The 20012-nt window shown below is 53.4% G+C and carries 19 protein-coding genes; 8 read left to right on the forward strand and 11 right to left on the reverse strand.

Annotated features, from left to right (window positions below):
* Nucleotides 1-6: 6 nt before the first annotated feature.
* The 3 genes from GQY55_RS04515 to GQY55_RS31220 form a co-directional block, all read right to left on the reverse strand.
* Nucleotides 7-1008, reverse strand: a complete 1002-nt coding sequence (locus GQY55_RS04515) for a hypothetical protein (protein ID WP_160038656.1) — start codon at nucleotides 1006-1008, stop codon at nucleotides 7-9.
* Nucleotides 1008-1913: a helix-turn-helix transcriptional regulator gene (locus tag GQY55_RS04520; RefSeq protein WP_160038663.1), complete on the reverse strand. Its 906-nt coding sequence runs from the start codon at nucleotides 1911-1913 to the stop codon at nucleotides 1008-1010. Before GQY55_RS04520 ends, GQY55_RS04515 begins: the two co-directional genes overlap by 1 nt.
* Before the next feature lie 112 nt (nucleotides 1914-2025).
* The gene (locus tag GQY55_RS31220; RefSeq protein ID WP_160038665.1) at nucleotides 2026-2241 is read right to left on the reverse strand and encodes a hypothetical protein; all 216 of its coding nucleotides are present in this window, start codon (nucleotides 2239-2241) and stop codon (nucleotides 2026-2028) included.
* Nucleotides 2242-2909: 668 nt separating this feature from the next.
* Here GQY55_RS31220 and GQY55_RS04530 point away from each other — a divergent pair.
* The 6 genes from GQY55_RS04530 (at nucleotide 2910) to GQY55_RS04555 (ending at nucleotide 10497) form a co-directional block, all read left to right on the forward strand.
* On the forward strand, nucleotides 2910-3494 hold the full coding sequence (locus GQY55_RS04530; RefSeq protein ID WP_160038667.1) for a TetR/AcrR family transcriptional regulator: 585 nt from the start codon (nucleotides 2910-2912) through the stop codon (nucleotides 3492-3494).
* A 125-nt stretch (nucleotides 3495-3619) separates the two neighbouring features.
* The gene (locus tag GQY55_RS04535) at nucleotides 3620-4825 is read left to right on the forward strand and encodes an MFS transporter (protein WP_160038669.1); all 1206 of its coding nucleotides are present in this window, start codon (nucleotides 3620-3622) and stop codon (nucleotides 4823-4825) included.
* Nucleotides 4826-5136: 311 nt separating this feature from the next.
* On the forward strand, nucleotides 5137-5535 hold the full coding sequence (locus GQY55_RS04540) for a GntR family transcriptional regulator (protein WP_160038671.1): 399 nt from the start codon (nucleotides 5137-5139) through the stop codon (nucleotides 5533-5535).
* Nucleotides 5535-6632, forward strand: a complete 1098-nt coding sequence (locus GQY55_RS04545) for a DUF1648 domain-containing protein (protein ID WP_160038673.1) — start codon at nucleotides 5535-5537, stop codon at nucleotides 6630-6632. The genes GQY55_RS04540 and GQY55_RS04545 overlap by 1 nt, the downstream gene beginning before the upstream one ends.
* Nucleotides 6633-6750: 118 nt before the next feature.
* Nucleotides 6751-8388, forward strand: a complete 1638-nt coding sequence (locus GQY55_RS04550) for an alpha/beta fold hydrolase (RefSeq protein ID WP_160038675.1) — start codon at nucleotides 6751-6753, stop codon at nucleotides 8386-8388.
* 108 nt (nucleotides 8389-8496) lie between these two features.
* Nucleotides 8497-10497 (forward strand): alpha/beta hydrolase family protein, encoded by a 2001-nt coding sequence (locus tag GQY55_RS04555; protein ID WP_160038677.1) that lies wholly within the window; start codon nucleotides 8497-8499, stop codon nucleotides 10495-10497.
* 165 nt (nucleotides 10498-10662) lie between these two features.
* On the opposite strand, the gene GQY55_RS04560 is transcribed toward GQY55_RS04555, so the two are convergent.
* Nucleotides 10663-11403, reverse strand: coding sequence for an IclR family transcriptional regulator (locus GQY55_RS04560; RefSeq protein ID WP_160038679.1), 741 nt, complete (start codon nucleotides 11401-11403; stop codon nucleotides 10663-10665).
* A 385-nt stretch (nucleotides 11404-11788) separates the two neighbouring features.
* Between GQY55_RS04560 and GQY55_RS04565 the strand changes: the two genes are divergently transcribed.
* Nucleotides 11789-12820, forward strand: coding sequence for an alpha/beta hydrolase (locus tag GQY55_RS04565; protein WP_160038681.1), 1032 nt, complete (start codon nucleotides 11789-11791; stop codon nucleotides 12818-12820).
* Between the two features lie 151 nt (nucleotides 12821-12971).
* Here the strand turns inward: GQY55_RS04565 and folE are convergent, their stop codons facing one another.
* From folE to GQY55_RS04595, 6 genes are all read right to left on the reverse strand, one after another.
* Nucleotides 12972-13565, reverse strand: coding sequence for a GTP cyclohydrolase I FolE (gene folE / locus GQY55_RS04570; protein WP_160038683.1), 594 nt, complete (start codon nucleotides 13563-13565; stop codon nucleotides 12972-12974).
* 56 nt (nucleotides 13566-13621) lie between these two features.
* Nucleotides 13622-13864 carry a YneF family protein gene (locus tag GQY55_RS04575; RefSeq protein WP_160038685.1) on the reverse strand — a complete coding sequence of 81 codons (243 nt, stop codon included), beginning with the start codon at nucleotides 13862-13864 and terminating at the stop codon, nucleotides 13622-13624.
* Between the two features lie 93 nt (nucleotides 13865-13957).
* Nucleotides 13958-14992 (reverse strand): HD-GYP domain-containing protein, encoded by a 1035-nt coding sequence (locus tag GQY55_RS04580; RefSeq protein WP_160038687.1) that lies wholly within the window; start codon nucleotides 14990-14992, stop codon nucleotides 13958-13960.
* A gap of 54 nt (nucleotides 14993-15046) precedes the next feature.
* Entirely contained in the window at nucleotides 15047-16822 is a 1776-nt protein-coding gene (gene queG / locus GQY55_RS04585) for a tRNA epoxyqueuosine(34) reductase QueG (RefSeq protein ID WP_160038689.1), read from the reverse strand.
* 39 nt (nucleotides 16823-16861) lie between these two features.
* Nucleotides 16862-17467 (reverse strand): signal peptidase I, encoded by a 606-nt coding sequence (gene lepB / locus GQY55_RS04590; RefSeq protein WP_160038691.1) that lies wholly within the window; start codon nucleotides 17465-17467, stop codon nucleotides 16862-16864.
* A gap of 206 nt (nucleotides 17468-17673) precedes the next feature.
* The gene (locus GQY55_RS04595; protein ID WP_160038693.1) at nucleotides 17674-18102 is read right to left on the reverse strand and encodes a GNAT family N-acetyltransferase; all 429 of its coding nucleotides are present in this window, start codon (nucleotides 18100-18102) and stop codon (nucleotides 17674-17676) included.
* 481 nt (nucleotides 18103-18583) lie between these two features.
* On the opposite strand from GQY55_RS04595, the gene GQY55_RS04600 reads away from it, so the two are divergent.
* Nucleotides 18584-19198 carry a superoxide dismutase gene (locus tag GQY55_RS04600; RefSeq protein WP_160038695.1) on the forward strand — a complete coding sequence of 205 codons (615 nt, stop codon included), beginning with the start codon at nucleotides 18584-18586 and terminating at the stop codon, nucleotides 19196-19198.
* Between the two features lie 265 nt (nucleotides 19199-19463).
* On the opposite strand, the gene GQY55_RS04605 is transcribed toward GQY55_RS04600, so the two are convergent.
* The gene (locus tag GQY55_RS04605) at nucleotides 19464-20012 is read right to left on the reverse strand and encodes a TetR/AcrR family transcriptional regulator (protein ID WP_160038697.1); all 549 of its coding nucleotides are present in this window, start codon (nucleotides 20010-20012) and stop codon (nucleotides 19464-19466) included.

A 20012-nucleotide genomic window follows, 5' to 3' on the forward strand; every position in this document is an offset into this window, starting at 1 on the left:
CTCCTTTTATCTTGCGGAATGCAGTCCCCAGCGCGGAACCGTGGACCGGCTCAAATCGGGATATTGTCCGGATATTTTTTTGAAAATCCTCATTGCATGCTCTTCCAGCCGCTCAGCCTCTTTCAATATATCGACCAGAGCCGGAACAACGTGAGGACTCCATGCGCGTCTCCTGTTTTCGGCATCAACCCACCGATCAGGCGCTCCGAAGTTGCATACTAGCTGCTCATAACACTTTACCGCTTCATTTAAACCTGGGAATAAAATCGCTGTGTCTTGCAAAAAGAGCATGATTTCATTTCGTGAAACCCGGAAAGAATCCAAAATATAAACGGCTCCGTGCGCATCAAAATCCCCTTGCTCGAGCGCAGAGATATAATATGAATACGCCATCCTGCCGGATGCGATCTTGCGGTCAGGCGGAACGGAATAGGGGGTTTCCCAATCGTCCAATGCCATGCGGAGCGCTTCGAGGGTCATGTCTTTTACCGGAATATCCACTTTCCCGCCAAAAATTTGAGCATACCAAAAAGGAGTGGAATTGATGCCAAAGTTATCGTATAAAACAATTCGGCTTTCCGAAGAGAATCCATCCTGTACATAAAAAATCCGGTCGGCATCGTCATATCCATGGATAACGCCAAACTCAGGCAGCCAATACACTGCCGCGAGTCCGCGGTCGAGGCTTGCTTTGATCCATTCAACGGCATCCTGCTGATACGACTTGAAGGTGGGATGCCGCGTCCTGCCTGCATCCGTCACCGTGAAAATGCCCAGATTATCGGCAGCGCGTTTATGTACCGTCCCCCATTCCCCGTACGCACTAACGCAAAACGGCAGCAGCCTCTCGTGTACAGAAAAAATGGAAGCCATGCCGCTCAGCGCTGATAGCATGTATTTCGGCCCGGAAAACAACCCTGCTCCCGTAAGGATCGCATACAGGCTATCTGTAAATGACTTCGATTCCCTTTTCATTTCGAGTTCGAGAATCACTTCGGACACTGGCATCATTCCTCCCCATACAAGCATCTTAATATTTGTTCGCATCGGTTCTGCAGCTTTGTTTTCAGCCATTTGGGGGATTCCAGCCTCTGCCATGATCCGAGCACAAGCTGCTGCAAAAATGCATCCGCATCATAAAACTCGATGTCGTAAAGACCATCTCCCGCCGATCGGGCTTTATAACCATGCCACGTATCGCCTTGAAGCTCCGAATTCAGTTTAAGCCTGGCCGTAAAAGGTTTGAGCCCGGGAGGCCCGGCTTTTGTGAGCGGAACCTCTTCCCCATCGTCTTGTTCGAAAATACGTCCCGTTATATGCAAGTTTTCGATGCGGTCCAGCCGGTAAAGCATCCTCCCGCCCCCATGCTCCCCATAAGCGGCGACATAATCGGCGTTGTATTGGGAAAGCAGCCGCACAGGGCATACGTTTTCCCGGGTCTGCCCGTTTTCGTGCCGGTAATGGAGATGCACGACCCTTCGGTGCGAAATCGCAAACGAAAGCTGCTGACTGATCTGAATAAGCCGGGGATCGGCTTCGAAAAAAGGGAGGCGGCGGGAATCCTCCCCTCCCTCTTCACCCGCGAACCTGCCCAGCAAATGGGCGACCCGCTGCACGCCGGACGGTGAATCGCTGCTGTACTCCCCGTATTTCCGGGCCAAAAACTTCAGCACCGACTTCTCTTCTTCCGTCATGTACAAATGCGGCAGCACATAGGTTCTGTCCTCGTAGCAGTAGCCGCGGTATTTGGCTATGTAAAGAAGCGGAGCCCGCAAGGAAACCGCAAGGTATTCGATATCCCGCTGCGCCTGCCTTCTGGAAATTTCGAATTGAAGGGCAAGATCTTTGCTGCTCGGATAATGCCCTCCCCTAATCCGCTGGTCAAACCAGTGAATCCTGTGCATATTGCTCATATCTCGCTTCCCCTCGCAACAAGAAGTGATGCCCTGCCATTTTATTGAAGCATTCGCGGGCTTTCCGATACAAGCGGTTTTTCAAATTTTCCCCGGCCGCAAAACGCCCGATTTACTCCTTCCGAATTGCGGATTCCGGCTTTCTACTGGCGGCGTCGACTCGTTCCTGCTCGGCTTTAAAGCATTTTTTGCACACCTTTAGAGCCGTTCCGTCCGTAGCCGTGCGCGTATACAGGAGCTTGATCCGCGTGCTGCGGCAAACAGGGCATGTTCCCCGCCCCCTGGACGGCAAACTCCATAATGCGCGACCTCGTTTCGTTTTTGCCATAGACATTCAACCTCATTTCATTTTTCCAAGTTACAGGACCATTATAGAAGACATGGTACGACATAAAATGTCGCATCAATTTCCGCCTTGAATTTTTGCAAAATTTAAATTTTCAAAATATGATGTTTATAAAACGCGCGAAACGGGTAACAGATGGTAAGAAACTGCGCCGAACCCACGGCGCTTCCGGTTTGCCCCGCTGCCCGACAAGCTCAAGGCCGGCAAACCTTCGGAAGGAGAGATCAGGATGAACGTCCCGCGGATGATGCCCTTTCACCCTTCATATCCGAGACCTCAGGTCATTGCGCCGAAGAAAAAGGAAGATTCCCTGGAGCAAAACGCGACCTTTAAAGAACTGCTCAAAAAGAAAATGAACCAAAAACAACAACGTTGATATACGCTGCTCAGACAAAAGCGACTGCTTTCGGGCAGGCGCTTTTTGGCATGAAGCCGGCCGCATGTTTGCGGTCGGCTTTTTTGTCTTTTCCGTACGCCGATCCCCTCATGCATAATGAATTCGATCTGCCCAAACGCCTCAGACTCTGCATGCCTCGCTGCATCAAACAGGCCTATGAGATTTCGCGCGGTGCCCACGCAAGCATGGAACAAAAAATACTGGACTACTCGTTCCAGTTCGTATATACTTGTGCTCAAAGGAGGTGGCGCCGATGGGCCGCACCAAAGAATTTGACCGGGATCAAGTGCTCCGCAAAGCTATGATGGTGTTCTGGGAGAAAGGTTACGAGGCGACGAGCATACCGGATTTGCTGGAAGCGATGGGTCTTAGCCGTTCCAGTTTGTACGAAACGTTCCAGGATAAGCAGTCCCTGTACTACGAGGCGATCCAGCACTACAAAAAAATGTCGCAAAGAAAGCGGGATCTGTTAATCGCCGCTCCTGCCGCCATTGAGGGCATCCGGCAGTATTTCGAGATTCATATCACGAATGCTTTTGCCGCGCAGGACGAAGTCCTTCCCAACGGGTGCCTGATTACGAACGCAGCCCTGAGTATCGACGCCATGGACGAACCGCTGCAAAACATGGTCAAGAAGAGCTTTGAGGAACTGGAACAGCTGTTTTACGAAAAATTAAAGAGAGGACAGGAGACCGGAGAAATTTCTCCCGACAAAGACATTCGTCTCTTATCGTTCATGCTGCTCAATCTCAACCACAGCGTTAACGTGATGGCGAAAATTCAGCAGGACGGCGCCAAAGCGCGGGAAATGATGGGAATGGTGCTAGGCATGCTGTAATTTTTTTAACCATACTGGAACGAATGTTCCGAAAAGGATTTTATCTATAACCATATAGGCTGCCTGCACTCATACTGGAATGATCGTTCCGATAAAGGATGCCTTATAAACAAAGGAGAAATGTTATGAATACCATCGCAAAAGGAAAGCCTCACGCCGCTTCCGTTTCGTCCTGGATCAACCTGATCCTCGCCGTCGCTTGCGGCATCATCGCTGCCAACCTGTATTATGCCCAGCCTCTCGTAGGATCGATCAGCTCAGCCCTGGGACTATCCTCCGGAGCGGCGGGATTGATCGTCACCTTAACCCAAATCGGTTACGGAATCGGCCTGTTATTGATCGTTCCTTTGGGGGATTTGCTCGAAAACCGCAGGCTGGTGGTCACGCTGCTGCTCCTTAACGTGATCGTGCTCGTCGTCGCTGCCGAAGTCCGCAACGCGGCTTTGTTTCTTGCGGCATCGCTGTTTATCGGCGTAGGGTCCGTTGCCGCCCAGATCCTGGTTCCGTATGCAGCTCATCTGTCTCCTGAGGAAACGCGGGGGCGCAACGTGGGAAATGTCATGAGCGGCCTGCTCCTCGGCATCATGCTCGCCCGTCCGGCTGCAAGCCTAGTGGAAGACTTCCTGGGATGGCACGCCATCTTTATTTTGTCCGCCGTTCTGATTCTGGTGCTTGCGCTGGTTCTGGCCAAGGCGCTTCCGGCAAGACGTCCGCAGACATCCATCAGCTACCCGGCCATCCTGTCGTCGATGGTGAAGCTGCTGAAGACGACGCCGATTTTGCGGCGCAGAGCTCTTTATCATGCGTTCCTGTTTGCTTCCTTCAGCCTGTTTTGGACGACGGTTCCCATGCTGCTGGTCAGTCCGGCATTTCACTTTTCGCAAACAGGGGTTGCCCTGTTCGCTTTGGTAGGAGTATCCGGAGCAGCGGCGGCGCCGGTTGCCGGCCGCCTTGCCGATAAAGGATGGATCCGTCCCGGTACAGGGATCGCCCTTGGGCTCGCGGTCATTTCCATGCTCCTGCCCCTTCTGATCCATGGCGGTTCCCTGCTTTCGATCATCAGCCTGGTCGTGGCCGCCATTGTGCTGGACATGGCGGTGTCCGCCAACCTCGTGCTCGGGCAGCGCTCCATTTTCGCTCTGGGCGCAGAGCTTCGCAGCCGGCTGAACGGCTTGTTCATGGCGATCTTTTTTGCCGGCGGGGCCATCGGTTCCGCAGCGGGGGGATGGGCGTACGCGCAAGGCGGATGGGAAGCGGCCATATGGCTTGGCGTTCTGTTTCCGGTGCTGGCCTTGCTCTACTTTTTTACGGAGAAAAGGGAAGCGAGATAAGAGGTTTGGTGCAATCTAGAAGATCTCTGTTGATGTCTCAAAAGAGCAACCGTACAAGTGAATTTTTGCGTGCGGTTGCTTTTTTTATTGAGGTTTGTAAACAACAACGTTGATATACGTACACGAACAAAAGTGTCTGCTTTGGGCAGGCGCTTTTTGGCATGAGGCCGGCCGCATGTTCGCGGTCGGCCCTTTTCCTTTTCCTTTTCCTTTTCCGTACTTGGGTTAAATGTTTATTTACAGCATTCGTTCTATCTGTTATATTTGTTGTATAACAGAAGTGTAATTCATATCCGAAAGAAGGTCTTTGTATGATCATCCGCCTGGATATGCAGTCGGATCTCCCCATTTATACGCAGCTGATTAACCAGATTATCGAAGGCATCGCGAGCGGCAGCCTGCAGCCGGGCGAAGATCTTCCCTCCGTCCGCAACCTCGCGGCCGATATCGGCGTTAACTTGCATACCATCAACAAAGCTTACACGCTGCTCAAGCAGGAAGGTTATATCCAGATTCACCGGCAGAAAGGCGTGGTCGTCAATCCGGACGGCATGCCTCCCGTCACTCCGGAGTTTGAACAGAAGCAGGCGGAACAGCTTCGGCCGCTCATTGCCGAGGCGATTTGCCGCAATATGGATAAAGAAAGGCTGCTTCAAATGGTCGATTCCATTTATGAAGATATTTCACACGGCAAAAAGGAGAATGCTTAATGTTCTGGATCCCCGCTATTATGATCGTCGCCTTGTTTATCCCGATCTCCATTGCGCTGGTCGCCATGCCGTTTCTCAGCAGGGAAACCGTCAGCTTTGGCGTTTCGGTCAGCGAAGAGATGTACCACAGCCCGCAGCTGCGGCGGATGAGAAAGCAATTCGCCTGGATCAGCGGCACGGTGTATACCCTCCTGCTTCTCGTTTGCCTGTATTCGTTGATGCATGCAAGCGAGCAAGGCCAGGCGTCCGTCTTGACCGTCTATATCACTCTGGTGATCCTTTGCTCGGCGGCGATCAGCTTCATTTTTTACCTAAGAATGAAAAAGGCGAAAGCTTCCTTGCCGGAAGTCCGCCGGCCAAGCGGAAAAGTAGCGATCGACACGAAGTTCCGCAGCAAAAAGATCACGATTTCCAACCGCTGGTTTGCGCTGCATATCGCCGTCATGCTGGTCAGCGCCATCCTTGCGCTCGTCTATTACGATCAATTCCCGTCATCCATCGCCATGAAGTTCAATTGGCAGGGTGAAGTCACCCGCTCTGTCGGCAAGTCGCTGCGAACGGTTCTTGGGCCGAACCTGATGCAGCTCGTCATGATTGCGCTGTTCATGTTCATCAATCGGATGATCCGGAAAAGCAAACAGCAGCTTCATCCCGATCATCCCGAACTGTCGGCGCATCGAAATGCCGTCTTTCGCCTCAGATGGTCGATGTTCAGTGCGGTTTCCGGCATGATCATCGTGCTCATGCTTTCGTTCATTCAATTAAATATGCGTTATTCGCTGCCGAGCGACGTGGTCTTTCTCATCACGCTCCTAATGCCATCGATCATCGTCATCACGGCTTTGGTTCTTTCGTTTACGACCGGGCAAGGAGGACGCCGCATCGGCCGCCCAACGGGCGGCGCCAGCAATACCGCCGTCAATGACGACCGTTTCTGGAAGCTGGGCTTCATTTACTACAACCCGGACGATCCGGCGTTATTCGTAGAGAAGCGAATGGGCATCGGGTGGACGGTCAATTTCGCCAGACCGGTCGCATGGATCGTCTTTGCAGCGACCTTGCTCGCCATCCTTGTTGCCAGCCTTATCACAGGTTAAGCATTCCATCGCCACAGGGTTGTTTTGCGGCATCGGACACCGAAGATACCAGCATCCCTTGCATATGATGCCTTTAATCCATATACCGGAGCGAAGACGCTCCCGAGGAGGAACCTTCATGAAAAAGAATCCGAAAACATTCCGCAACATCGCTGCCGCTTCCCTTGCACTTGCTCTCACCGTGCCCGGCGCCGCTTCCGCGGCGGAGACGGCCCCAGCCGAGGCGGCTTACGCCCCCGTGCGCGACGCTGCCGCCAAGCTCGGCGTGCAGGTCCGCTGGGATCAGGCTGCGCATACCGTGACACTGACAAAAGGCGACACGATGCTTGTTCTGACGCCGGGCAAAGCCCAAGGGCTGTTAAACGGCAAAACCGTGCAGGTCGGCGGCACCGTTCAGCTCGTTTCCGGGAAAACGCTTGTCCCTGCCGCTTTCCTTTCCGGCATTTTCAGTGAAACATCCGGTACGGGCGGCGGTAAGGAGCCGGTAGCTTCCAAAAACGCCGCCGATCTCTTCCTTCAAGCGCTTGAAGCCGGAAACGGCGCCAAAGCGGCCGAATACATGAGCCCCGCTTTCCAGAAAGCGCTGCCGGTTCAAGCGATCAATGCTTTATGGGGCAATTATGAGCAGATGTATGGAAAAACGTCCTCGAACCCTCCTGTGCAAACGGAGCGAACCGATGCGGTCTACCGTAACGTTTCGTACATGCTGCAGCTGGGCCAGGTGCCCGTGAACGTGACGCTCCGGCTGAACGCCGACGGCAAAGTGGATGACATGTATTTGGGGCCGGTCAGCGCCGCGGGGTATCAAAAACCGACCTACGACAACCCCGCCGCCTATACGGAGCAGGAAGTGCGCATCGGGAACGGCGAGATGGCCCTGCCCGGCACGCTGACGCTGCCGCAAGGAGAAGGTCCTTTCCCTGCCGTCGTGCTCGTCCATGGCTCAGGGCCGCAAGATCGCGATTCTTCGATGGGTGCCGCCAAGCCGCTGCGTGATCTGGCCGTCGGCTTGGCCGCCAAAGGTATCGCCGTTCTCCGTTACGACAAGGTTACTTATGAGCATACCTTCAAGGTAGCGTCCGATCCGAAATTCACGCTGAAAAAAGAAAGCGTGGACGACGCGGTCTCGGCCGTCAAGCTGCTGAAACGGACTTCGAAAATCGATGCGGACCGGATTTTTGTCGCGGGCCACAGCCAAGGCGGTTTCGCGATGCCGCTCATTATCGATGCGGACCAAGACCATGACGTTGCAGGCGCGATCGTGCTCTCCGGCCCGAGCCTGGGATTTGCGGATACGCTGATCGATCAGCAGCAGGAGCTGGTGGCGCGCGTCAAGAAGTTAGGCCAGGACGCGGCGCCGTATGAACAGCAGGCGGCCGCATGGACGGGAATCGCCAAGCTGGTGAATGATCCGCAGTACACCGTGGACCATATGCCGGAGAACTTCCCGGCGTCCCCCGCTTACTGGTGGTTTGAGCAGAAGAACTACAAGCCGGTCGACCTGGCGGCCAAACAGCATACGCCAATGCTCATCCTGCAGGGGGAAAACGACTGGCAGGTGACGATGAAACAGTTCAACGGGTGGAAAAACGCGCTTCAAACCCGCAGCGACGTCGAGTTCAAATCGTATCCGAAAATGAACCATGTGCTTGCGGATTACGGCGGCCTTTCGATCGGAACGGAATATGCCGCTCCATCCAACGTATCCGCGGAACTGATTTCCGATATGGCCGCATGGATTCAGAAACATAAATAAGCGGTACCGGGCCCTCGGCCTTTATCGAAGCGGGATGGAATTTCCGTCCATTCTCTGGGATAATGAACTCATGCAATGGTTCATCATTTTCATGGGAGGTCTTTTTCGATGAGTGAGAAACGCTTCATAACGGCCGAGGACCTGTACCGCATGCACTGGGTTAGCGATCCTGCCGTTTCGCCCGACAACGGCGCGACGGCATACATACTGAAAACCGTCAACGACAAGCGGGACGGTTACTTGAACCAAATCCGCCTCATCCAGCCGAACGGAGGCATTGACGTTCCGTTTGCGGCCGGCGAGCAGGACGGGGCGCCGCAGTGGTCCCCCGACGGGTCGCAGCTCGCTTTTCTCCGCAAAAAAGGAGACGCGCGCCAAGTGTGGATCATGTCCGCACATGGCGGCGAAGCGCAGCCTGCTACTGAGCTCAAGCATGGCGTAAGCGCCTTCAAATGGTCGCCGGACGGCAAGTCTCTGCTGCTGAAAGCCGAAGCGCCGGATACAATTGAAGAGCAAGCCGAGTCCTCCAAAGCTAAAGACGAAACGAAACTTCCCGAGGAGAGAATCGTGGACCGCATCCGTTATAAAGCCGACGGAGTCGGTTTGAGAAGCGTCCGCCGGTCGCATTTATTCGTGTTCGACCTCGAAGCCAAAAGCAGCGTGCAAATTACGGAAGGTGCGTTTGACGTCGGCTCGTTCGCCTGGTCGCCGGACGGCAGACGTATCGCATACACGGCGGAGCTGCCGACGGAGGAATATGCCGACCCCGATTTGAGGCCGACGGGCGATTTGTACGTGACGGACCGCGCCGGCGGCGAAGCGCGGCGGCTAACGGACGGCAAAATCCGCATCGGCGCCGTCAGCTACACGCCTGACGGCCTCTCCATCCTGATGCTTGCCGACGATCTGTCCTGTGGTTACGCGACGCTGACCCGCATCTATCTCATCCCTGCCGAGGGCGGCGAATACCGCGCCCTGTACACCGAGCTCGACATTCAGCTCGGCCACAGCTGCGTCAGCGACATGCGTGCCGGAGCCGGGACGCCTCCGGTTTTCAGCCACGACGGAGCATACGTCTATCTTCAAGTAAGCCAGAACGGCCGCGTCGAAATCGCCCGTTTTGCCCTGGACGGCGACGATTTCGAAATCGTCGCCGGCGGCGACCGCGAAATTTACCAGTTCGCGCTGACGCCGGAGGGCAGCCTGGTGTTTGCCGCCGCCGACCCGTTGAATCCCGGCGATTTGTACCGGATGGAGCTGCCGGGCGGAGCAGAGACGCGTTTGACCGAATGCAACAAAGAGCTTTGGAGCGAGCTTGCGCTGAGCGAGCCGGAGGAGTTCCAATTTACGACCGGCGACGGTTGGCCGTTCCAGGGCTGGATCATCAAGCCGATCGGCTTTAAGGAAGGCTCCAAAGTTCCGGCCGTCCTTGAAATCCACGGCGGGCCGCAAGCGATGTACGGCCATACGTTCATGCATGAATTCCAGCTGCTTGCCGCTTCCGGTTATGCCGTGTTCTACACGAATCCGCGCGGCGGGCACGGCTACGGCCAGGTCCATGTCAACACGGTTCGCGGGGATTACGGCGGACGGGATTATTTGGACCTGATGGAATTTACCGATTACGTGCTCGAGCATTACCCGTTCGTCGACGCCTCCCGTCTCGGCGTAACCGGCGGCAGCTACGGCGGGTTTATGACGAACTGGATCGTCGGGCATACGAACCGCTTCCAGGCGGCCGTCACGCAGCGCTCCATCAGCAACTGGCTGTCGTTCTACGGCGTCAGCGACATCGGGTACCATTTTACGGAGGATCAGATTTGGGGCAATGCGTGGGACGACGTCGAGAAGTTGTGGAAACACTCGCCGCTGGCCTACGTGAAGGACGTAAGCACCCCGCTGCTTATCCTTCACGGCGAGCAGGATCTGCGCTGCCCGATCGAACAAGGCGAGCAGTTGTTCGTCGCCCTGAAACGGCTCGGCAAAGAAACGCAGCTCATCCGCTTCCCGGGCGCAGACCATAATCTTTCCCGCAGCGGCAATCCTTATCTTCGCACGCGGCGCCTCACCCACATCGTGCGCTGGTTCAAAGAGCATATCGAGGCCTGAAAAGTAAAAATTCTATCGACGTACTTCAATAGAAGACAAACCGCTATTAGCGGCAGTTTTGCTTGCGACTAAGGCAAGCAGAGGCTCCGGAACTTTTATTTTCTTATACGATCAAAAGCCCGCTTGACCGTTTAAACGGTCAAGCGGGCTTTTTGCCGCCTATGCCTATATCATGAGGCCCATCTCATGGGTCGCTTCGATCAGCACCGGCGCAAACTCATGCAGCGTATCGACGCCGATCCGGCTGATCGGGCCGGACACGGAGAGGGCCGCAGCCACCTCGCCCCTCCGGTTTACGATCGGCACGGCTACCGCGGCCGCGCCCGGCTCGCGCTCCTCGAAGCTGGTCGCGTACCCGCGCTCCCGGATCTCCTCCAGCATGCGCAGATAACCTTCCGGATCGGCCATTTCCGGCCACTCCGGATCGCGGAACAGCTCCTGCCGGTCGTCCTCCGAAGCAAAGGCGACAAGCACCTTGCTGGAGGCGCCGACGTGCAGCGGAAGGCGCGCGCCGACCTGCGCCACCCGCCGGATCGCCTGGTTGCTCTGTACGGCCTGAATCCGCAGGCGGTCTTTGCCGTCCCGCAAATACAAGCTTACCGTCTCCCCAAGTCGGTCGCGCAGCCGTTCCATGGCCGGAAGGAACAACACGGCCGGGTCATCGCTTTTGGACAAATGGGTGGACAACTCCCATACCTTCAGGCCCAGGCGGTACTTCTCCGTAGCCGCATCCCGGGCGACGAAACCTTTCTCCTCCAGCGTCGTCATCAGGCGATGCACCGTGCTTTTATGCAGGCCGATCTGTCCGGCGATTTCGGTCAGCCCCAGCTCGCCGCTTTTGGTAAAACACATCAATATATCAAGCGCACGCTCGACGGCGCGCACCGTTAATTTGCGGTCTTCCATTCTTGCTCCCGCCCCTCTTAATGTTTCACTAAATGAAACATGGTTACAATAATTATAAGAAATTCAGCCCTCAAAGTCTACTTTTTCGCTAAAAATACGCGCCTCGTCCCAAAAGAAATAACGCAACCGATCTGCCGGCGAAGGAAAACCTCGTTTAGCCCATGTTCCCGCCATTCCAAGAATGCGCAAGCTATATTGGAGCCACCATTTTCACGCCTCAAAAAAAGCCCCCGATCGCAAGCCAGGCTGTTGACTTTAGGCAGCAGAGCGCATAGGATATAGAGTAAAATTTTTTCTGTTTCCGAATCGGGTGTATAATAGGTAAACTAGAAATAGAACTCGAAATTTGTAGAATCCTGAAATTTGATATAAAGGAGGGGCAAGCATGAATATGGCAACCCGGAACGACGCCCAAATTTCTCCCCCCCTAACCGAAACACCCATACCGCTCTCTCCGCGGCTGATCCGCCTGAAGCATGTTCTTGTCGCTTTGCTGTTGTCCGTCGTGTTTTTCCTGCTCTTTTGTTTTATCGCTTTGCACGCCTATATCGCCTGGGTGCTTTCGAACCCGACCGTCGCGCCGCTGTACTCGAATCCGATGCAGGCAAAACATATGTCCTACGAAAACGTCACCTTTCCCGCTTTGGACGGAAGCCGGATGATGCAGGGCTGGTACATTCCCGCCGCAGGATCGAAGAAAACGATCGTATTCAGCCATGGATACGGCGCCAACCGCGAGGAAACGTGGATCCCGATGTATGACCTGGCCCATTACGCGCACCGGATGAATTTTAACGTCGTCATGTTCGATTACGGCTTCGCGTCGCAGACCAGCAAGGCGGTGGCCACGGGCGGCAAAGCCGAATCGCAGCAGCTGCTCGGAGCGATCGAGCTGGCCAAAAAGCGCGGCGCAAAACAGATCGTCGTGTGGGGCTTCTCGATGGGGGCGGGCACGGCGCTTCAGGCCGGACTGCAGACCAAAGATGTCGACGCCATGATTCTGGACAGCACCTTCCTGCTTGAGCCGGATACGCTGTACCATAACATCAAAAACCAGATCGATCTGCCGCGGCATCCGTCGCTCGAAATATTGGAGCTGCTGTTCCCCGTGCTTAACGGAACCAGCCTGCATCAAATCCCGTATCAACAGGTCAAAAAGGAGGATTACCCGTTCCCGATCTTTTTCGTGCACGGGACGGAGGATGAAAAAGCGCCTTACCCGATTGCCGAAAAATTGGCGGGGAACCAGACGAACCCTTACTCCGATGTATGGATCGTCCCGGGCAGCCATCATGAGCTCATTTTCCGCGAACACCCGCGCGAATATCTTCGCCGCGTGTCCGCCTTCCTTGCCAATGTCAAGCTGGCCGAGCAGAAGGACATCGACAATGACCCTATGATCAAAAACAAACCGTAAAATAACCCCACAAAGTGCTTTGGCTTCGAAGCTGATCCAGGTACTTTGCGGGGACCCCGAAATTTATAAACTCTATAATGTAAAAAAAGGCATCATTGAAGATCCGATTCAGGTCTTCAATGATGCCTCTTTCGCTTATTCGGTTACACGATCATTCTTTGATCAAAGACAGAAACTCGGCTCTGGACGCCGGGTCCTCACGGAAAATGCCGCGAACCGCGGATGTGACCGTTTTGCTGCCCGGTTTTTTCACGCCGCGCGCGCACATGCACAGATGTTCGCCTTCCACCACGACCATGACGCCATGCGGCTCCAGAACCTCGACCATGATGTCGGCGATCTGCGACGTGATGCGCTCCTGAACCTGCAAACGGCGCGTGACGGCTTCAACGAGACGGGCCAGCTTGCTCAGTCCCGCGATTTTGCCGCTTGGGATGTACCCGATATGGACCTTGCCGAAAAACGGCGCCATATGGTGCTCGCATTGGCTGTAATAAACGATATCTTTGACGATAACCAGTTCCTCATGGTTTTCATCAAAGGTAACGCCAAGGACATCCCTCGGGTCTACTTCATATCCCGCAAAAATTTCCTCGTACATCCGAGCCACGCGCGCAGGGGTTTCAAGCAATCCCTCCCGCTGCGGGTCTTCGCCGATCAGTTTCAAAATTTCCGCGATATGGTGCTCGACCTGCTCGCGGTTTTGCTGAACCCGGGTATTTACGTAATCTTTAACGCCAGCCACAGCACTTCCCTCCTCTCATGACCTCTTATTTCTCTTGCGGATGTTCGTGATCCGCCTTATTTGCGTTTGCCTCCGCCAGGCTTCTTTTTGCCGCTGAACTGCGGATTGTTTTTCATCATTTGCTGCGCTTTCTGCATTTGACGATTGTTTAGATTATACCCCATCTGTTTGGCCATTTTCTGCAGCATTTGTGGATCACTCTGCATTTTCTCCATTTGCTTGCGCAAATAATACACGCCGATGAAAAAACCGCCGACCAAGCCGACGATCAGCGTAATCACAGGAATGACATATTGCATGTTCCGCCACCTCATAGTTATAGATCAATACTTTGCGTGTATAGCAACACGAACCTATCATAGCATTTCCCCGGGTGGCTCGCAAATGGATTTCTAAGATAACACCGCCTCGATAAACACCGTCGTTTCCTGCGCCAAATCCAGTTCCTTGACATCGAACCTGCTGGCTTCGCCCTGCACGATCCGAATCACCGGGCGGCCGGGCAGACCGCGATGCTGGCGCACGACAACCCCCGTTTCCTTGGTGGACAAGCGAACCGCGGTGCCGTTGGGGTAAACGGATACGATCCGGTTAAATTGCGAAAGCACCTCGTGATCGAGCTGCTTTTCCGACATGGCCATCATTTCTTCGCAGGCTTCGTGCGGCAGAAGCTTCTTGTCCTTTGGCTCTAGCGGATGGATCAGGCGCTCATAGGTGTCCGCCGCAGACACGATTTTGGCGTACAGATGAATTTCATCGCCCGTTAGCCCTCGCGGCAGCCCGAACCCGTCGATCCGTTCATGATGCTGTAAGGCCACATGGGCGATCAGCAGGCTGAGCTCCCTTTTGCTCTTCAGCTTTTCGAAACCTTTCCAGGTATGATGGTTTTTGAGGTCGGAAACCAGCTGGTCTTCCTCCCTCATCCCGGTTTTTCCGATGTCATGCAGCAGGGCGCCCGTCGCCAGCTCCTTCAGCTGCTGATAATTGAGCCCCATGTTGATGCCGATCACGGAAGATATCAAGCACACATTGATGGCGTGAATATATTGGTTGTTGTCCTTTGTCCGAATGTCGGTCAATTGAACCAACAATTCCTTGTTGTTCATGATGTCCGTCAACAAGTTGTCCACGTTGCTCCCGATCAGTTGGGTATTCCAGTCCTTTCCGGAACGGATCGCTTCAAACGCATTGTTCATGACCTGGAGCACGCCCTGCTTCGTTGCTTCGCTAAGCATGTCGTCGGTCTCTATATCCTCGAACATCGGATCCTGAATATACAGCATGGTGACGCCGATCCGGTTCAACGTGCTGATCATGTACACCGTCAACTGGACGCCTGCGCCCAAAAGCACGGTGCCGTTGCCGGAATAGATCGTTTTGCCCAAAAATTGCCCGGGCTCTACATGGTCTATGCTAACATACCTCATGAATCTTCCCCCGATTTTGAAGCGGCTGGAAGCGAAAGAGCGCTTTTTGCCGCCTTACTCTTCGATCCGCTTGTTTCTTTCGGGGAGTGCGTTTTCGTGGCTCAAAAGTTTGCGCTTCGTTTCAAGCCCTCCGCTGTATCCGGTCAGGCTTCCGTCACTTTCAAGCACGCGATGGCAAGGGACGATGATCGGAACCGGGTTTTTGTTCACGGCTCCGCTGACGGCCCTCATCGCTTTGGGTCTTCCTATGGCCTCTGCGATCACCCCGTAAGAACGGATCTCTCCATAAGGAATATCGGCAACTGCCGCCCAAACCTGTAGCTGAAAAGTCGTGCCCCGCAAATCCAGCGGAACGTCGAAGGCCTGCCGTTTGCCCGCGAAATATTCGCCAAGCTGGCGTTTGGCCTCCTCGAGCCGCTCGTCGTCATGCTCCAGCTCGCCGCCGCCGCACCAGGTACGGGACCATTTTTGCAGCACGGCCTCCTTCACGCTGAAGCTGCCGAATTCGATCAGGCACAGCCCTTTGTCGGTGGCGCATAACGTTAAGGGCCCGATCATCGACTGCATTTCGTCGTAGTAGATCGTTTCCGGTTCTCCGCCGAGGGCCGGCGAAAATTCCGATGTTTCGTTTTTGTTTTCCGCTGCGTCCGCTTTCGTTTGCGATTGAAGTTGTTCTTTGGCTTCGACGAGCATTTCCCTTACTTTCTCGTCCTGCTCTTCGGCCAAAGCTTTATTCATGATGTCCAATGCCTCTTCGCCTCCTATGCGTCCCAGCGACCAGGCCGCGGTTCCCCGCAGTTCCGGCCGCGGATCTTTCAGCAGCACCTCTCCGAGTTTCGGCACCGCAGATTTGTCTTTGTAATTGCCGAGCGCAATCACCGCGTTGCGCTGGATGGGTTTCCGGCCCCGCCAGGCGGCGGCGCTTTCCCCGAATTTTTCCTTGAACTCGCGGTTGGTCATATCCAAAATCGGCAGCAGCAGCGGTCTGTCTTTTTCCGGATCCGGCAATAGCTCCGGATGATGCGTCCAATGCTTCCCTTTATTTTTCGGGCAGATGACCTGGCATGTGTCGCACCCGTACAGCCGGTTGCCGATTTTCCGCATGACCTCGTCCGACAGAAACCCTTTCGTTTGCGTCAGAAAAGAGATGCAGCGCTGCGCGTTCAGCTGCCCGGGACCGACCAGCGCCCCCGTCGGGCAAGCGTCGATGCACAAGGTGCAGTCCCCGCAATCCTCGGTTACCGGCGTATCCGGCGGAAACGGGATGTTGGTCACCATGTCGCCGAGGAAAATCCAGGAGCCCCATTTCGGGGAAATAATGCAGCAGTTTTTGCCGCTGAAGCCGATTCCGGCCCGCTCCGCGACGGCCCTGTCCACCAGCGCCCCGGTATCCACCATGCTCTCCAAGACGGCATCCGGCACCCGTTCCCGGATAAAAGCCTCCAGCTTCCCCATCGCCTCGCGCAGCACATGATGATAATCCTTGCCCCAAGATGAGCGCGATAAGACGCCCCGGTATTTGCCGGGTTCGTTTTTTGGGGGGTTTGGCATTTTGGAGGAATACGCGACGGCGATGGAAATGAGGGAGGCCGGCTCTGCGGAAGGCAATGCGGGGGTGATGCGTTTATCCAAATCCGGCTCCTCGAAGCCGGACTCATACCCAAGATCCCGGTGATTTTGCAAAATGGCTTTTAATGATACGAAAGGGTCCGCGGAAGCGAAGCCGATCTCGTCGATGCCGAATTCGGCCGCCGCTTCCTTGATTTCCCGCTTCAGCTGCTCCCACCGGGAAGGCGGAGGAGCATAAGCGGATGCATTCGTCGTTGTCAAAAGCTTGCGCCTCCTTTCCCAGCAATCGGCGTTTTCGATTTACAAACCTCTGATTTGGGAGACCGGCCAAAAAATGAATTCGGCCCTGCCGACGATGTCTTTGGCGCTGACGCTGCCGAAGGAACGGCTGTCTTTGCTGGCGCCCAAGTGGCGGTTGTCCCCCATAACGAAGTAGTGATCCTTGTCCAGCTTCAGCGGCCCGAAATCGGGGTCCTGGATTTCGACTTCGGTATACGGCTCCGTTTGGGGCTCGCCGTTGACATAAAGCTTGTGGTTTTTCACTTCCACCGTATCGCCGGGAACGCCGATGACACGCTTGACCAAATATTCTTTTCTATCCGGCCCGTTGCTCGGATCATGCAGCACCACGATTTCGCCCCGGCTCGGCGTCTTAAAATCGTACACGATTTTATCGATAAAAAGCCGCTCCCTTTCGTGCAGCGTCGGCTGCATGGATTGGCCCTTGACCATCGACAGGTTAAATACGAACAAATTGAGCAGCATCATGATGACAAAGGCAATCACGATCGTTTTCGCCCAGTCCCACACTTCGGCGGCAAAACTGCGTTTTTTCGGTTCAGCTTCGGTTTTTGCTTTTTCGTCGTTTTCGGAATGTCCGTGCTCTTGCAGTCGAACTTGATTCATGCTACACCTCATTTTTAGACAAATTCCCCTTATATACAGAAAAGCATATCTTGCGCGGTTTTGCAACGGCAGCCAAGATATGCTCAATATAGAAAATATTGTTTGTTGACAACAATAATGAATTTGCTGTTTTTACTGTTTCTGTGTTCGGGGCATGTCCGGTTGATCGAGACCGGCATCGATTTTATAATGGATTAAAACGAAAATTAGTGCTGCGGGCTAATGATGCTAAGCTTCTGGATAGCTTCCCAAACTTTGTTGGCACCGTAACCCATCGCTTCGTAAAGGGGCATCGCCGCTTTGTTGTGCTCGTCGCCTGCAATCCAAATCCGGCTTACCTTCCGGTTCTGGAAACGCTGCTCCATGGCGGATACGAGCGCTTTGCCCACGCCTTGGCGGCGGTAATCGGGGTGAATGGCAATGCGGTAATAGCAGCCGTGGTTATGCTCGATCGTGCCGATCAGCGCACCCACGATTTCATCGTCTTCCTCTGCGACCAAAATCAGCTCCGAATCCCAGGACAGCTGCCTGGAGAACGGCCCCATCGTATTCCGGTAACATTCCTCGGACAAGGCAATCTTCATTAATTCGGTCACGTTGGTACAATCACTTAACTGAAAGGAACGAACATGCATGATTAAATCTCCCTTTTTCGTCAGCTTGTTTGGATCCTCGGAAGATCAAGCTCCTCTTTATAATCCAGAATATAATTACGACAAAAAACGTTAAATTCCTTCTTTATCATTCATTAAATCATAGTTTTCTTTAAAAAACACGCTTTTTCTTTTGAAAGCGCTTTATAGCAAGCGTTTGCAATGAAATATAAGTTTAAATATCCATATACTGTTAATTTCAGCGCATAAAAATACCATAATTGGGAAATGGATAATATGGGTTATAGGCCTTTCGACCTGATCCTGTGCTAGAAGCGACTTTTTAAACATAAATGTTGATTTAATTGAAAAAATACGGTTTAATTGTACTTGGAAGCATTACTGTTTGAAACCGGTCAATAAAGGATGTCTTTGCCGAAGCGGCGAAAGCTTCCTTTATGAAGAGGATCAATTTCATTGATTCCTTGATAAAAAGAAACCACATTACAGGAGGTATTTTATCATGGCATTTCAATTACCTGCACTTCCTTACCCTAACAATGCGCTCGAGCCTCATATCGACGCACAAACGATGGAGATCCACCACGACCGTCACCATAATACTTACGTAACGAACTTGAATGCAGCTTTGGAAAATGCTCCTGAACTGCAAAATAAAAGCCTTGAAGAGCTTTTGACGAACCTGGACAGCGTGCCTGAAAGCATCCGCACCGCAGTCCGCAACAACGGCGGCGGCCATGCCAACCACAGCATGTTCTGGGAAATCATCGGACCAAACGGCGGCGGCGCTCCGACCGGCGCTTTGGCTCAAGCGATCGACAGCGAGCTGGGCGGATTCGATAAATTCAAAGAAGACTTCGCCAAAGCGGCTGCAGGCCGTTTCGGCAGCGGCTGGGCTTGGCTCGTTGTAGGCAAAGACGGCAAACTTGCCATCACAAGCACGCCGAACCAAGACAACCCGATCATGGAAGGCCAAACTCCGGTTCTCGGCCTGGACGTTTGGGAGCATGCTTACTACCTGAAATACCAAAACAAACGCCCTGACTACATCGCTGCATTCTGGAACGTTGTAAACTGGGACGAAGTCGGCAAACGTTACGACGCTGCCAAAAAATAATAAGGGTTACGAGGTGACGGGCCGTTCCGTTGCCGCCTGATCCCTAGAGAAGCGGTTCAAGCATAAGCTTGAACCGCTTTTTTTATTGCTGCGGCAAAATCATTTGGAAACACGCCTCTCAAGACCCATACCGGGTTCCGGTCCATTTTTTGCGAAATACTGACGACGAGACCGCGGAATTCCCGGGCAGCCATATTGCATCATTCAATCAGCATCTCAATGGCAGTGGGGTGAACTCTTCCAAAAAAAGCAAAAAGCAAGCATGCTAACTGTTCTTTACAACAGACGATATTCCCGAAGTAAATAGCTTATCTATCAAACCAATTAGTTCATCTGGGGGCAAATCTTTTTGCCTGCGCTGCCAAAGACGAAGCAGTGAAAATGAAGTTGATAGGTGAAACTCTAATAAATAGGGCGTCACTAAACTATCTTTAGGGAAACAATATTTCTGTTCATCAGAAAAAAATTCGCCTTTCAACTTTTCTATAAAGCGGATATTACCGTAATCACCTAATAAAGCATTTAGATATGCCCCTTTTTCCTCAAAAAGTAAAAGTAAATCCCGTGGTTTTGTGTCAACTTGCTCTGTGTTTATCAATTTCTCCCGGATAAAATCCAATATATCGTTTTCGACGAAGCGAAGTAAATCGTAAACATCGGAAAAATACTGATAAAAGGTACTTCGGTTATATCCGGACTTGTTTGCGATTTCCTGTACCGTGATTTTCTCGATCGGTTTTTGGCAATAAAGTTCGCAAAAAACACTGATAAATGATTGCTTTGTTTTTTCCGTTATTTCAGGCTGCTTTCTCAT

The sequence above is a fragment of the Paenibacillus sp. USDA918EY genome, from assembly GCF_009870825.1.
Taxonomy (GTDB): Bacteria; Bacillota; Bacilli; order Paenibacillales; family Paenibacillaceae; genus Paenibacillus_AQ; species Paenibacillus_AQ albilobatus.

Bases quoted from the DNA above. Each gene is read 5' to 3' on its own strand.
- GQY55_RS04540 (WP_160038671.1), top strand. From the start codon at position 5,137: ATGATCATCCGCCTGGATATGCAGTCGGATCTCCCCATTTATACGCAG.
- GQY55_RS04605 (WP_160038697.1), bottom strand. From the start codon at position 20,012: ATGAGAAAGCAGCCTGAAATAACGGAAAAAACAAAGCAATCATTTATC.
- GQY55_RS04595 (WP_160038693.1), bottom strand. From the start codon at position 18,102: ATGCATGTTCGTTCCTTTCAGTTAAGTGATTGTACCAACGTGACCGAA.
- GQY55_RS04550 (WP_160038675.1), top strand. From the start codon at position 6,751: ATGAAAAAGAATCCGAAAACATTCCGCAACATCGCTGCCGCTTCCCTT.
- GQY55_RS04555 (WP_160038677.1), top strand. From the start codon at position 8,497: ATGAGTGAGAAACGCTTCATAACGGCCGAGGACCTGTACCGCATGCAC.
- GQY55_RS04565 (WP_160038681.1), top strand. From the start codon at position 11,789: ATGAATATGGCAACCCGGAACGACGCCCAAATTTCTCCCCCCCTAACC.
- lepB (WP_160038691.1), bottom strand. From the start codon at position 17,467: ATGAATCAAGTTCGACTGCAAGAGCACGGACATTCCGAAAACGACGAA.
- GQY55_RS04530 (WP_160038667.1), top strand. From the start codon at position 2,910: ATGGGCCGCACCAAAGAATTTGACCGGGATCAAGTGCTCCGCAAAGCT.
- GQY55_RS04560 (WP_160038679.1), bottom strand. From the start codon at position 11,403: ATGGAAGACCGCAAATTAACGGTGCGCGCCGTCGAGCGTGCGCTTGAT.
- GQY55_RS04535 (WP_160038669.1), top strand. From the start codon at position 3,620: ATGAATACCATCGCAAAAGGAAAGCCTCACGCCGCTTCCGTTTCGTCC.
- GQY55_RS04580 (WP_160038687.1), bottom strand. From the start codon at position 14,992: ATGAGGTATGTTAGCATAGACCATGTAGAGCCCGGGCAATTTTTGGGC.
- GQY55_RS04515 (WP_160038656.1), bottom strand. From the start codon at position 1,008: ATGCCAGTGTCCGAAGTGATTCTCGAACTCGAAATGAAAAGGGAATCG.
- GQY55_RS04520 (WP_160038663.1), bottom strand. From the start codon at position 1,913: ATGAGCAATATGCACAGGATTCACTGGTTTGACCAGCGGATTAGGGGA.
- GQY55_RS04600 (WP_160038695.1), top strand. From the start codon at position 18,584: ATGGCATTTCAATTACCTGCACTTCCTTACCCTAACAATGCGCTCGAG.
- GQY55_RS04575 (WP_160038685.1), bottom strand. From the start codon at position 13,864: ATGCAATATGTCATTCCTGTGATTACGCTGATCGTCGGCTTGGTCGGC.
- GQY55_RS31220 (WP_160038665.1), bottom strand. From the start codon at position 2,241: ATGGCAAAAACGAAACGAGGTCGCGCATTATGGAGTTTGCCGTCCAGG.
- GQY55_RS04545 (WP_160038673.1), top strand. From the start codon at position 5,535: ATGTTCTGGATCCCCGCTATTATGATCGTCGCCTTGTTTATCCCGATC.